Source organism: Micromonospora qiuiae, assembly GCF_016863555.1.
Lineage (GTDB): Bacteria > Actinomycetota > Actinomycetes > Mycobacteriales > Micromonosporaceae > Micromonospora > Micromonospora qiuiae.
On record NZ_BOPC01000009.1, the window covers coordinates 86691 to 100129 of the forward strand.

Consider the following 13439-nt stretch of genomic DNA (forward strand, 5'->3'; position numbering starts at 1 on the left):
AAATCATTCACCGGGAAAAATCATCGCCGGTACGCGACGACGCGACCGGCCCGGCCCGCCCGGGAGCAACTTCCGTGACATCGCCCAGCACCACCCTTAGCCTGGTCGACACCGACCCCGCCGAACTCGCCGTCGACGCGATCGTGATCGGCGTACACAGCACGACCGTCGAGGAGGCCGCCACCAACGGCCTCGCCGGCACCCTGCTGCTCGCCACCGGCGCGGAGAGCATCGCCGCCGCCTTCGACGGCAAGCTGACCGAGACGCTGGCGCTGCTCGGCGCCACCGGTGGTCCCGGCGAGGTGATCAAGTTGGCGACCCTGGGCACCGTCACCGCCCCGGTGATCGCCGCGGTCGGCCTGGGCGCGGAGCCCAGCGGTGCCGCGCCCGCGCCGGAGACGCTGCGGCGGGCCGCGGGGGCCGCCGTACGGGCTCTGGCCGGTGCGCCCCGGGTGGCGCTCGCGCTGCCGCTGCCCGATGACGCCGACGCCGCCGACGCCCTGCGGGCGGTCGCCGAGGGGGCGCTGCTGGGCGGTTACCGCTTCGCCGGATACAAGACCCGGCCCCAGCCGAGCCGACGCGAGCCGGTGGCCGAGGTGCTGGTCGCCGTGCCGGATGCCACCGACACCGGGGCGCAGGCCGAGATCTTGCGGGCGCAGACCGTCGCCGCCGCGGTGCGACGTACCCGGGACTGGGTCAACATCGCCCCGAACGAGCTGCGCCCGCCGGCCTTCGCCGACGCGGTCGCCGAGGCGGCCCGGGCCTCGGGGCTCGGCGTCGAGGTGCTCGACGAGGTCGCGCTGCGCGAGGGAGGCTACGGCGGCATCATCGCGGTCGGGCAGGGCTCGGAGGCCCCGCCCCGGCTGGTGAAGCTGACCTGGACGCCCGAGGGTGGCGGCACCGGTAAGCGGGTGGCGCTGGTCGGCAAGGGCATCACCTTCGACACCGGCGGCGTCTCGATCAAGCCGGCGCAGGGCATGTGGGAGATGAAGTCGGACATGGCCGGCGCGGCGGCGGTGGCCGCCACCATGCTGGCGGTGGCCGAGCTGAAGCCGGCGGTGGCGGTGACCGCGTACGTGCCGATGGCGGAGAACATGCCGTCGGGCGGTTCGTACCGGCCGGGTGACGTGATCACCATGTACAACGGCAAGAGGGTCGAGGTGCTCAACACCGACGCCGAGGGCCGGATGATCCTCGCCGACGCGATGGCCCGGGCCTGCGAGGACGGGTGCGACTACCTGATCGAGACCTCCACCCTCACCGGGGGGCAGGTGGTGGCCCTCGGCAAGCGGGTCTCCGGGGTGATGGGCTCCGCCGAGCTGTGCGAGCGGGTCCACGAGGCCGGCGAGGCGGTCGGCGAGCCGGCCTGGCCGATGCCGCTGCCGGACGACGTACGCAAGGGCATGGACTCCGAGGTCGCGGACATCTCCCAGGTCAACGCCGGCATGGACCGGGCCGGTCACATGCTGCAGGGCGGGGTCTTCCTGCGCGAGTTCGTCACCGACGAGGTCGCCTGGGCGCACATCGACATCGCCGGCCCCTCGTACCACTCGGGCGAGGCGACCGGCTACTGGACCAAGGGCGGCACCGGTGTACCGGTCCGTACCCTGCTGCACCTGATCGACGACATCGCCACCAACGGCTGAGATGTAAGGAAGGGCCCCTTTTTAACGCCTGGCGTTGTAAAAGGGGCCCCTTCTAACACTCGGTCCGGAGCGCGCCGTCGGTCAGTACAGCTCGGGGCGGCGCTTGCGGCGCTCGTTGTAGTCGCGCATGCGCTGCGGATAGCCCATCAGCGCCACGTCGTAGACCGGAATGCTCAGCCGGTACGCGAAGCGCCGCGCACCTTCCGGCCCGTCGATGCGGCGCCGGGTCCATTCACCGTCGTCGGCGATCAGGATGACGGTGGTCTCGGTGACTGTGGTCCGGGGCTCGATGTACGCCTCGACCCCTTTGCGGGTGCGGACAAAATTCTCAAGGTGCTCCACGTCGGCGCGATTGGCCGTACGGTCGGCGTCAGCCACGCGTGCCCGCTTGCGTCGCCGGAACAGTCCCACTGAGCCGTCTCCCCACCCGTTAGTCATCGAAGGCAACGAACCCTTCACAACCTTCCCGCACGGCCGCCAGAACGCAAGGACGGACGCGGCGCGCGGTTCAGGTCGAAAAGGATTCGGTGCCAAGGGTACGTGGCGGCAACGTGTCATTGGGCACCTCGGTACGCGGGTTCGGCACGGTGGTGACAAGATGGCCGAGGTGGGGTGTTTCCAGTTACCCCGACTGACGCCCGATGCAGCGAAGCGACCTGGGAGTTGGACGTGAGCGAGCCGAACGACGCAACCTTCGACATCGTCATCCTCGGAGGTGGTAGCGGCGGTTACGCCACCGCCCTGCGCGCCGTGCAGTTGGGCCTGACCGTCGCGCTGATCGAGAAGGGCAAGCTCGGCGGCACCTGCCTGCACAACGGTTGCATCCCGACCAAGGCGCTGCTGCACGCCGCCGAGGTCGCCGACCAGACCCGCGACGCGGAGCAGTTCGGTGTCAAGGCCGAGTTGGTCGGCATCGACATCACGGCGGTCAACTCGTACAAGGACGGCGTGGTCGCCCGGCTCTACAAGGGCCTCCAGGGCATGCTCAAGAGCAACAAGTCGATCACCATCGTCGAGGGGCACGGCCGGCTGGTCGCGCCGAACGCGGTCGAGGTGGACGGCAAGCGGTACACCGGCCGCAACGTGGTGCTGGCCTCCGGGTCGTACGCCAAGAGCCTGCCCGGCCTGGAGATCGACGGCGAGCGGGTCATCACCAGCGACCACGCCCTGGTCCTGGACCGCGTCCCCAGCTCGGCGATCGTGCTCGGCGGCGGCGTGATCGGCGTCGAGTTCGCCAGCGTGTGGAAGTCCTTCGGCGTGGACGTGACGATCATCGAGGCGCTGCCGCGGCTGGTCGCCGCCGAGGACGAGGAGTCCTCGAAGGCGCTGGAGCGCGCGTTCCGCAGGCGGAAGATCAACTTCAAGGTCGGCAAGCCGTTCGAGAAGGTCGAGAAGACCGACAACGGGGTCAAGGTGACCATCGCCGGCGGCGAGACCGTCGAGGCCGAGCTGCTGCTGGTCGCGGTCGGCCGGGGCCCGAACACCGCCGACCTGGGGTACGAGCAGCAGGGCGTCAAGATGGACCGCGGCTACGTGCTGACCGACGAGCGGCTGCGCACCAGCGTGCCGAACGTCTACGCGGTCGGCGACATCGTGCCCGGCCTCCAACTCGCCCACCGCGGCTTCCAGCAGGGCATCTTCGTCGCCGAGGAGATCGCCGGCCAGAACCCGGCGGTGATCGACGAGGCGGGCATCCCGCGCGTCACCTACTGCGACCCGGAGCTGGCCTCGGTCGGCCTCACCGAGGCCAAGGCCAAGGAGCAGTACGGCGCCGACAAGGTGAAGACCTACAACTACAACCTCGGCGGCAACGGCAAGAGCCAGATCCTCAAGACGGCCGGCTTTGTGAAGCTCGTGCGGGTGGACGACGGACCGGTGGTCGGCGTGCACATGGTCGGCGCCCGGGTCGGCGAACTGGTCGGCGAGGCGCAGCTGATCTACAACTGGGAGGCGTACCCGGGCGAGGTGGCACAGCTCGTGCACGCTCACCCGACGCAGAACGAGGCCCTGGGCGAGGCGCACCTGGCCCTCGCCGGCAAGCCGCTGCACGCGCACGGCTGACCACGACGTATCCGCGGCGTCCGGCGACGGGCGATAATCCTCCCACCAGGGAAATGAAGGAGTCTGGAGAACATGCCGGTATCGGTCACCATGCCCCGGCTCGGCGAGAGCGTCACCGAGGGCACCGTCACGCGCTGGCTGAAGCAGGAGGGTGACACCGTCGAGGTCGACGAGCCGCTGCTCGAGGTGTCCACGGACAAGGTCGACACGGAGATCCCGTCCCCCGCGGCCGGCGTGCTGACCCGCATCGTGGTGGGCGAGGACGAGACGGCCGAGGTCGGCAGCGAGCTGGCGGTGATCTCCGGCGAGGGTGAGTCGGCCGGTGGCGGAGCCGCCGCGCAGCAGCAGGAGGCCCCTGCCGAGCAGGCCGCCGAGGCGGCCGAGGAGCCGCAGGCCGAGGCGGAGCAGCCGGCCGTGCAGGAGCCGGCCGAGCAGCCGGCCCAAGCCGCGCCGGCACCGTCGGGCGAGGGCACCCCGGTGCAGCTTCCGGCGCTCGGCGAGAGCGTCACCGAGGGTACGGTCACCCGCTGGCTCAAGCAGGTCGGCGAGACCGTCGAGGTGGACGAGCCGCTGCTGGAGGTCTCCACCGACAAGGTCGACACCGAGATTCCCTCGCCGGTCGCCGGCACGCTCCTGGAGATCAAGGTCGCCGAGGACGAAACCACCGACGTCGGCGCCACCCTGGCGGTGATCGGTGTCGCCGGGGCCGCCCCGGCCGAGGCGCAGCCGGCACCGCAGGCCAAGCCCGAGGCGCAGCCGGCACCGCAGGCCAAGCCCGAGCCGCAGCCGCAGGCCAAGCCCGAGCCGCAGGTGTCCGAGCCGACGCCGGGCCTGTCGTACAACGAGCCGGTCGCGGAGGCCGAGACCGCGCCGGAGCCGGCCAAGGCCGAGCAGGCCGCCACGCCGCCGGCCCCGACGCCGCAGCGCACCGCCGCCCCGAGCCGCAACGGCGAGGCGGTCGGATACGTGACCCCGCTGGTCCGCAAGCTGGCCAGTGAGCACGGCGTGGATCTGGCCTCGCTCAACGGCACCGGCGTCGGCGGGCGGATCCGCAAGCAGGACGTGCTGGACGCGGCGGAGAAGGCCCGTGCCGCCAAGGCCGCTCCCGCCCCGGCGCCGGCCCAGCCGGCCGCGGCCGCACCGGCCCAGCCGGCCGCCAAGCCGCAGCCGAGCGCCAAGCGCGGCACCACCGAGAAGCTGCCCCGGATCCGCGCCGCCATCGCCAAGCGGATGCACCAGTCGCTGCAGGAGACGGCACAGCTCACCACGGTGGTCGAGGTGGACGTCACCAAGGTCGCCAGGCTGCGGGCGCAGGCCAAGGACTCGTTCCAGCAGCGGCACGGCGTCAAGCTGTCGTTCCTGCCGTTCTTCGCCGTCGCGGCCATCGAGGCCCTTCAGACGTACCCGATCGTCCAGGCCCGGATGGACCTCGACGCCGGCACGATCACCTACCCGGACGCCGAGAACCTCGGCATCGCGGTCGACACCGAGCGCGGGCTGCTGGTGCCGGTCATCCACAACGCCGGTGACCTGAACCTGGCCGGCATCGCCAAGCGGGTCGCCGACCTCGCGGAACGCACCCGGACCAACAAGATCAGCCCGGACGAGATCGCTGGCGCGACCTTCACGCTGACCAACACCGGCAGCCGGGGTGCCCTCTTCGACACCCCGATCGTGCCGTCGCCGCAGTCGGCCATGCTCGGCACGGGCGCGGTGGTCAAGCGCCCGGTCGTGGTCAACGACCCGGACCTGGGCGAGGTGATCGCCGTACGCCAGATGGTCTACCTGGCCATGTCGTACGACCACCGGCTGATCGACGGCGCCGACGCGGCCCGCTTCCTGGCCGCGGTCAAGGAGCGGCTGGAGGCCGGCAACTTCGAGGCCGACCTGGGCCTCTAACCCACTCCACCCCACCTGACGCGACGGGCGCCACGTAACCGGGGCGCCCGTCGCGCTGTCCCCCCCTCCCCCGCCCTCGCCCCTCGCCCCTCGCCCCTTGCCCCTCGCCCCTCGCCCCTCGCCCCTCGCCCCTTGCCCCTTGCCCCTTGCCCCTCGCCCCTCGCCCCTTGCCCCTTGCCCCTTGCCCCTCGCGATCTTGCCCCGCGATCTTGCACTTTTGGTCGTTGAATTGCCCCGGTATGCGGCTTTCGCCCCGACGGAAAGTGCAAGATCGCGGGCGCTTCGGGACGCGGGCGCAGGCGCAGTGGCCCGCGGCCGCCCGTCCCACTGACTCCCGGCAGGCAATCTTGGACACTTTCTGCCCCCAGAGGGGCCTCCCGCGTCCAAGATCCATGTGAGCGGCGACGATCCTGGTGGGGGGCGGCACGGTGGAGGGTGGGCTGCGGGCTGGCGCTTGGGCGGTGCGGCGAAAAGGGGCCCGATGCCGATCTGCCTTGGGAAACTCAGGCGGTGGGCGACAGGGGCTGGCGAGGGCGGCTGGGGCCGGCCGTCGGGGTGGCGCCGGGCGCCCGAGTCGAGAAGTTCGAAATCTTCTTCGATCTGGTCTTCGTCTTCTCGTTCTTCAACATCGCCCGCGCCACCGCGACCGACCTCAGCGGCCGGGGGCTGCTGCACGCCCTGCTCGTGCTCGCCGTGCTCTGGTGGTGCTGGGTGGTGCACACGGTCATCGCCACCCGGGTCCGGATCGGCGAGGGCTTCGTACCGGTGCTGATGGTCGTCGGGATGGCCGCGCTGTTCTGCTTCGCGCTCGCCCTGCCGCGCGCCTTCGGGGACCCGCAGGGCGGCGTCGCGGGGCCGGTCGTGGTGGCGGTGAGCTACCTGGTCATCCGGGCGGTGCACCTGATCCTGTTCCTGCACGCCGTCCGCGACGACCCGGTGGAACGGCGGCAACTGCTCCGGTACGCCCCGGAGCTGACGCTGAGCACCGTCCTGCTGCTCGCCGCCGCGCTGCTGCCCGCGTACCTGCCCGGCACCAGCACGGACATGCTGATCCGGGACGCGCTCTGGGTGACCGTGGTGATCTTCCAGTACTCCACCGGGCTGCTCGCCAAGACCTGGGGCTGGCAGGTGACCTCGGCGGAGCACTGGACCGAACGGTACGACCTGATCCTGATCATCGCGCTGGGCGAGTCGGTGATCTCGGTCGGTCTCGGCAGCAACCTCATCAAACAGCCGCCGACCTTGCCGGGAATGGCTGCGGCCGTGTTCGGGATCGTCTTCACCGCCGCACTGTGGTGGGCGCACTACGACGTGATCGGCCCGGCCGCCCGGATCGCCCTGCATGCCAGCCTGGGCCGCCCCCGGGTGCTGATGGCCCGGGACGCGTACGCCTACCTCTACCTGCCGATGATCGCCGGGATCATGCTGTTCGCCCTGGGCGCCGAGGGCATCGTGCACGGCATCGCCGAGCCGGGCGTACCGATCGCGCGACCGGCGCACGGGCCGGACGTGCCGCTGCTGTTCGGCGGGGTGATCTGCTTCCTGGCCGGGAACATGCTGTTCCAACTGCGTACCCTGCACACGCTGTCCTGGCTGCGGCTCGGCACGCTGGGCGTGCTCGCGGTCGCCATTCCGCCGGCCATGCTGCTGCCCGGGCTGGCCGCCCTCGGCCTGCTGACCGCGATCTGTGTCGGGATGGTCAGCGCCGAGGTGGTGCTGATGTCCGAGGCCCGGCACGCGCTGCGCGCGGCGGTCTTCGAGGAGCGGACCGCCCATGAGGCCAACGAGGTCGCCTACCGCGCCCGCTGGCACGACAACCCACCCGGCACCACCTGACCTGCTCTAGCGCCCCCATCTCGACCGGGCGACCATCACGCTGCCCGGGCTATCCCTTACCGAACGTGAGCGAGCAGCAGCCAAGCTTCGTCGCCTGTTCAACGACTGCGGCTGCGCCTGGGGGCTCGCGGCGCTCACCGCCGCCGTGGTCGCTTCCGTCCTGATCTGGCCGGGCAGCGGCCGGTCCCTCGCCGGTGCCGTACTCGGCTGTCTCGGGGCGGCTGTCGCCGGCAAGCTCCTCGGCCTGGCGTCGAGTCGTCGGCGCCTGCTCGCGCTGCTGCGCGCCCTTCGCTCCGCCGCTTGACTCCCGGAAGGGGGATGTCATGGCACTCGTCTGTACCGAAATCACCGAATGGATCGAGGAGAAGGTCTCCAAGCCCGTCGAGGAGTGGGAGGAACGGCAGGAGCAGCGCTGCAAGAAGCGGCCCTGGTACGACCCACGGCGCTGGCTCTGCTGGCTGGTCACCATCCTGGTCAAGGTCGTCCGCTGGGTGGTCGTCACCGTCGGCAAGTGGGTGGTGCGTACGGTCTGCAAGATCGTCACCGTCGTCGTCGAGGCGGTCGTCGAGATCGTGGCCGGGCTCTGGGACGTGGTCGTGGGCATCGTCACGCTCGACTGGCGGCGGATCCTCGACGGCCTGCTCCGGATCGGACTCGGCCTGGTCCTCGGGGCGAAGGCGACCTGGGACTACGTGGTGGCGCACCTCTCCCCGCAGTGCCTGGGCGCCCGCCCGATCATCATCCTCGGCGCACCGGCACCCCGCACCGGAACCGAAGGCACCGGACCGGTCGGTGCCAACCTCTCACCCGACGGAGGTCGTAGCACCTTGTAGCACGTGCGGCTAGGATTGCCCCATGGCGGAGCACGCTCATCGGGAGATCACGCAGCGCGAGCTGCGCAACGACTCAGGAGCCATCATGCGCGGCGTGGAGCGCGGCGAATCCTTCGTCATCACGCGAAACGGCACGCCGATCGGGAAGCTGATCCCCCTTCGGCGGCGCACTTTCGTACCGCGCGCCGAGGTGATGGCGGCCTTTGCCACCGCTCCCATGCTCGACGCCGAAAGATTCCGTCGTGACATCGACTCGACGGTCGACCAGGACGCGTTCGGCCGTGAGTGGTGACTCCCCTACCCGAGGTCTGATCGATACCAACATCGTCATCCATCTCGGCGGGCTGGACCCCGACGAGCTGCCCGAGGAGATGGTGATCAGCGCCGTGACGCTCGCGGAGCTGTCCGCCGCTCCACACCACGCCGACGACCGTGCAGAACGAGCCCGACGGACCAGCGTCCTCCAACACACCGAGGCCACCTTCGATCCGCTACCCTTCGACGCCGAAGCGGCACGCGCCTTCGGCTTGATCACCAGCGCGGTGCTCGCCACCGGCCGCACCACCCGGCGCAGGCTCGCCGACCTGATGATCGCCTCGGTGGCCCACGCCAACCGCCTGCCGCTTTACACGACCAACCCAGGCGACTTCACAGGGCTGGAGGATCTCATCAGCCTCCGGCCTGTTCGGCGTCCCTGACCTCACGCACGCTTTCATGTCGGGTGCTCAAAACCACCGTGGGTCGATCGCACTCGTGCACGGCACGTCGCCGTGGCGCGTCGGACCGGTTGACCGGCCCGACGCGCCTGGCATCGACGAACTGGTTACTTGCCGGGCTTGTAGCGCCGCTCGATGTGGCCCTTGAGGTCATCCGGGTAGAAGTAGACCGGCCGGAGATTGCCGCTCGCGTACCGTTCGGCCTGGTCCTTGAAGTGCGGCGAGTCGGGGTTGCCGCTGTTGCCGCCCTCCCGCACCGCCCACGCGCGCAGCCTCGGCCCGAACTCCACGACCGCCACAAAGGTGTTGCCGCTGGTGGCGTAGAAGCGCTTCGTTCCCGGCCGGCGCGATCCCGGGTACGTGGCGAGGGAACCCCACGTTCCGGAGGTGAACGGCACCGGGATGCTCGGCTTCGCATCGTCGAACGTCTGGGTGATCTCGCCGTCGTTGCGCTGGAAGCGGTTGATCTCGCCCCACGGCACTCGCCAGCTGCCGAAATCCTCAGTCAGCCGGTTCACCGCGTCGTCCAGCGACGCGAGTCGCTGGGCATCCGTGGAACGCGACCCCGCGGCCCAGAAGATGGCGAGCGAGGTCGCGGTCGAATCCGCGGCCCAGCGATAGTCCCAGCCGCGCAACAGGGTGATCGGGCCGGCGAGCCTGGCCTTCTGCTGGTCGCCCGCAGGGAGTTTCTCCCAGGCGGCGACGAGCTGCGGGATGAGCTCGGCGAAGGCACCGAGGTAAGGGCTGAAGGCCACGTCGCGCAGCGCCTGCGGGGTGAAGTCGTCCCGCCCGGTCATCAGCTTGATGACGTGCCGCCCGCGCTCGTTCTCGCTGCCGGTGTTCCAGTAGGCGGGATAGTCAGCGGGGTTCGGGCTGTCCGCGCCCGCGGCGGTCCACGGCCAGTTGTTCGTGTTGTACGCCCAACCGTTCTGCGGATTCACCGCCTGCGGAATGCTCTCGAGGCTGTGCAGCCCTTGCCAGTCGGTCGCCGGATCGCTGCCGTCGACGGCCTGCCGGTAGTTGAAACGGTTGTCCCGCACCGGCATGAACTGGGGCAGCAGGAAGGCGATGTTGCCCTTCGAGTCCGCGAACAGCGTGCTGTTCGAGCTGTTGGCCTTGAGGCTCGCCACCTCCATGTACTCCGCATAGTCCCGCGCCTTGGTGCGCAGGAAACTCTGCTGCAGCGCCTCGACGGGCTTGTTCATCAACGCGCAGGCGATCCACTGGTCGGACGCCTGACGCACGATCGGGCCGTGATGCGTGGCGTACGTGGTGAACGTGCGCTGGGCCTGCTCCCCGTCGTCCGTACGGTAGGACAGCGTGATGGTCTTCGTCGTCACCGGCCGCAACTCGTTGCCGTACCGGTAGTGGAGGCTGCCGTCCGCCCCGGTCACGATGGTCTCGGCGAACTCGTCGATATTGTCGACGGGAGCCGAGGTGTGCATCCAGCCGACGTTCTCGTTGAATCCCTGATAGATGAAGAACTGCCCCCAGGTGCTCGCACCATAGGCGTTGAGCCCTTCATCACTGGTCATGTGCAGTTCGGAACGGAAATAGAAGCTGGTGTGCGGGTTGATCAGCAGCAGCGCCCGGCCGTCTCGCGTGTGACTCGGCGCGATCGCGATGCCGTTCGAGCCTGACGGCTCGCGCAGCGGTGCTTCCGGCTCCTCGCTGGTCATCGCCAGCGCACTGTCGTCGTAGAAGGCCCGAAGCTGGGCGAGCGACACCCGCTCGATGTCGCCGCCGATGCTGCCTTCGCTGAAGCTCAGCGCCATCCACGGCTCGAATCGGGTGATCACCCGCGGGCGCACCTCGGGGTGCGTCGCGAGGAAGTAGTTCAACCCGTCCGCCCAGGCGTCCATCAGCTTGCGCAACCAGCCCGGGCTCCGGGCGTAGAGAACCTTCAGCACCTCGGGGTCGATGAACAGCCGCTGGCGCAGGTCCTGCCAGATCGCGGTCTCGCCCTCGGCCTCGGCGAGGCGACCCAGGCTGACCAGATAGTTCCGCTCGATGCGGTTGAAGTCGTCCTCGGCCTGGGCGTAGATCATCCCGAACACCGCGTGGGCATCGGTCTTCCCCACCACGTGCGCGATCCCCCAGTCATCGCGGGTGATGCTCACGTGCGCCGCCTGCTGGTTCCAGCGGGCGTGCTCCGGCGGAGCGGCGGACGCGGCGCCGGCTGGCAGCCCCGCTGCGGATACGACCGCCCCGGCGGCCACTCCGGCCGCTCCGCCCAGGATGCGCCGGCGGCTCAGCCCGTTGTTCTGCGTGTGGTCCATGCGTTGTTGCGCCTTTCCGGAACAAGAGATCGCGCCCGCTGCACGCGAGATCGGTGGCGCCACATTCCGATCCCTTGCCACCGTTACGGGTCACCGATCCCGGCCCCCGCGTCGGTCTACATTGGACGAATGCGCCTCGGCGTCACCGCTCGGACCTCTCGAACCATCTAGTGATCAGCTCCTCCGAGATGGGTACCACCCGCCTCGACGCCCGGGCAATGAAGATCAGCAAATACCCAGCCGTGTAACCCTCTCGTAATAATCGGCACCTGTCGCAGCCGCCGTCGCGGCTCGGATGCTGATGGCCCCACACGCGCCTGCTGCGCCGCGCCTGGCCGTGCCGGTCCGGGCGGCTGAGGCTGCTGCCGGAGAAGACGGCGGACGACTCGGGCCGACGCGCTGTGCCCAACATCCCGCCTCCGGCCGACCTGAGGGCGATGCTCGGATGAACACTTTCCCCCTAGTTGGAAAGTCGTTTCACTCGATTCGATCGCAGAGGTGAGGCTCGGAGACAAAGGACCCCCAAAAATCACACAGGGGATCAGATGCGGCCGTACGTCCGGGCAGCGAATGTCGGCTGGGACGGCCTGCTGCTCGATGATATGAAGTCGATGAACTTCACTTTCGCAGCTCGACTCGGCGAGCTGAAGGCATGTCAAGGAAACACACCGCAAGAATCTAGCCGAACTCGACGCACTGTGCGCGTCGTTGCAGGATCGAGCTTTTCAGGGTGCCCTTTGGTTGGGCGCAGTTAGAAGCGCTCGCCCCATAGGGGCGAGCGCGGTGTCTGCGGTCCGTCAGCCGTTCTCGGCGATCCCAACGACGAACGCCCGCCAGGAATCACGGGAGAACGCCAGGACCGGCCCGGTGCCGTGGTCTTTCGTGTCGCGTACGTAGACCGCCGCCTCAAGGTTGTCGGCGACCTCCACACAGGCTCCCTGGTTCGTGCCGCTGCGAGTGCTCTTGTGCCAGCGTGCGCCCGTCAGATCCATGACTTTGCCACTTCCAACATCAACTCGGTGGACTGGTGCAAGGTCAGCGCCTCGGCGAGTGTGGCTTCCCACTGCTCTCGCAGCGCCGCAAGATCGACGGCCCGCTCTACCACCTGCCCTTGAAGCCTGTTGTCGAGGTAGCCCACGTCGACCTGGCCCGGCAGGGTCGCGATGATGAACGGCCCGTCAAGGCCAGCGTACGCGCCGACTCCCTGCGGCACGACGTGGATTCTCACCCGCCGACTGTCCTGATTGAGCTTCACCAGACGAAAGAGCTGTTCCCGCATCACGGCTGCGCCGCCGATCGGCCGACGAAGAACCGCATCATCCACGACCGCGACGAGCTGTGGTGGATCGTCGCCGGCAAGAATCTGTTGCCGGGTAAGCCGCGCCGCTACTCGCGTCTCCACCTCCTCGGCAGTGAGCCGCCCATCAGTGTCGAAGACAGCGCGGGCGTACTCCTCGGTCTGGAGTAAACCCGGCACCCACGCCATCTCATACCAACGCATTGCCCGCGCCTGCTGCTCCAAGGTGATCCACTCCCGCAGCCAGAGTGGCGCGGCGTCGAGTTCTGAGAGCCGTTCAAGCAGGCGGGTAAACAGGCCGCCGGTCTTCAGGGCGCGATCGATCGCCGCGACGTAGTCGCCCGTTGGCGGGCGCGTGCCGGTCTCCACGGCGCTGACGTGCGTACCCGAATAACTGATGAGCTTGCCAAAGTCATCTTGACTCAGCCCGTGCGAGGTGCGTGCCTGACGAATCTCGTCCAGCAGGATTTCGGCCCCCGTCATGCCCATCTCCCCAAACCTCCCCCAACTCGGACCCGCGTATCCCCATAGCTCCCCACCAGGGAAAACAGAGAACGTCAGGGTTTCTCCAACGTGGCCGAACACCTTCCGACACTAGGCGGTTACTGCGCAGAGTGGAACCAGACGGCGTGAGCCGGTGGAGACCCCCAACCCGCCGACCGTGCTGTCGGGGCCGCCCTCTGGGCGAGCAACCGGGGCGGCCCCTTCCAGACTTCGAAGGAGGTCCCACCCATGCGTCTTCGGTTCTGGCGTTGCAAGCCCGCTCCGGCCCCGCTGCCCCGGCGCATCCGGGGTGGGAACCTGCCGGCCGCCCTGTTCGCGCCGGCCCGGCCGATCCCCACAGTCCAACTCGGCCGCGCCCGGACACTGGC

General features: G+C 69.4%; 12 protein-coding genes. 8 read left to right on the top strand and 4 right to left on the bottom strand.

Annotated features, from left to right (window positions below):
* Positions 1-74 precede the first annotated feature (74 nt).
* Complete coding sequence (locus tag Vqi01_RS03025) at positions 75-1646, top strand: leucyl aminopeptidase (protein WP_204032750.1); 1572 nt, start codon at positions 75-77, stop codon at positions 1644-1646.
* Positions 1647-1727: 81 nt separating this feature from the next.
* Here the strand turns inward: Vqi01_RS03025 and Vqi01_RS03030 are convergent, their stop codons facing one another.
* On the bottom strand, positions 1728-2057 hold the full coding sequence (locus Vqi01_RS03030) for a hypothetical protein (RefSeq protein WP_204032751.1): 330 nt from the start codon (positions 2055-2057) through the stop codon (positions 1728-1730).
* 258 nt (positions 2058-2315) lie between these two features.
* On the opposite strand from Vqi01_RS03030, the gene lpdA reads away from it, so the two are divergent.
* From lpdA to Vqi01_RS03065, 7 genes are all read left to right on the top strand, one after another.
* Positions 2316-3707 carry a dihydrolipoyl dehydrogenase gene (gene lpdA, locus Vqi01_RS03035; protein ID WP_204032752.1) on the top strand — a complete coding sequence of 464 codons (1392 nt, stop codon included), beginning with the start codon at positions 2316-2318 and terminating at the stop codon, positions 3705-3707.
* Between the two features lie 72 nt (positions 3708-3779).
* The gene (gene sucB / locus Vqi01_RS03040) at positions 3780-5606 is read left to right on the top strand and encodes a 2-oxoglutarate dehydrogenase, E2 component, dihydrolipoamide succinyltransferase (protein WP_204032753.1); all 1827 of its coding nucleotides are present in this window, start codon (positions 3780-3782) and stop codon (positions 5604-5606) included.
* A gap of 510 nt (positions 5607-6116) precedes the next feature.
* The gene (locus tag Vqi01_RS03045) at positions 6117-7442 is read left to right on the top strand and encodes a low temperature requirement protein A (RefSeq protein WP_204032755.1); all 1326 of its coding nucleotides are present in this window, start codon (positions 6117-6119) and stop codon (positions 7440-7442) included.
* A 145-nt stretch (positions 7443-7587) separates the two neighbouring features.
* On the top strand, positions 7588-7746 hold the full coding sequence (locus Vqi01_RS03050) for a hypothetical protein (RefSeq protein ID WP_204032757.1): 159 nt from the start codon (positions 7588-7590) through the stop codon (positions 7744-7746).
* Positions 7747-7765: 19 nt separating this feature from the next.
* Positions 7766-8275 carry a hypothetical protein gene (locus Vqi01_RS03055; RefSeq protein ID WP_204032758.1) on the top strand — a complete coding sequence of 170 codons (510 nt, stop codon included), beginning with the start codon at positions 7766-7768 and terminating at the stop codon, positions 8273-8275.
* Positions 8276-8297: 22 nt separating this feature from the next.
* Positions 8298-8567, top strand: a complete 270-nt coding sequence (locus tag Vqi01_RS03060) for a type II toxin-antitoxin system Phd/YefM family antitoxin (protein WP_204032760.1) — start codon at positions 8298-8300, stop codon at positions 8565-8567.
* Positions 8557-8973 (top strand): type II toxin-antitoxin system VapC family toxin, encoded by a 417-nt coding sequence (locus tag Vqi01_RS03065; protein ID WP_204032762.1) that lies wholly within the window; start codon positions 8557-8559, stop codon positions 8971-8973. The genes Vqi01_RS03060 and Vqi01_RS03065 overlap by 11 nt, the downstream gene beginning before the upstream one ends.
* 125 nt (positions 8974-9098) lie before the next feature.
* Here the strand turns inward: Vqi01_RS03065 and Vqi01_RS03070 are convergent, their stop codons facing one another.
* The 3 genes from Vqi01_RS03070 to Vqi01_RS03080 all read right to left on the bottom strand — a co-directional run bounded on the left by Vqi01_RS03070 (position 9099) and on the right by Vqi01_RS03080 (position 13056).
* On the bottom strand, positions 9099-11270 hold the full coding sequence (locus tag Vqi01_RS03070) for a penicillin acylase family protein (RefSeq protein ID WP_204032763.1): 2172 nt from the start codon (positions 11268-11270) through the stop codon (positions 9099-9101).
* Positions 11271-12067: 797 nt separating this feature from the next.
* Positions 12068-12262, bottom strand: coding sequence for a DUF397 domain-containing protein (locus tag Vqi01_RS03075; RefSeq protein ID WP_204032765.1), 195 nt, complete (start codon positions 12260-12262; stop codon positions 12068-12070).
* On the bottom strand, positions 12253-13056 hold the full coding sequence (locus tag Vqi01_RS03080) for a helix-turn-helix domain-containing protein (protein ID WP_204032766.1): 804 nt from the start codon (positions 13054-13056) through the stop codon (positions 12253-12255). The genes Vqi01_RS03075 and Vqi01_RS03080 overlap by 10 nt, the downstream gene beginning before the upstream one ends.
* Positions 13057-13439 lie beyond the last annotated feature (383 nt).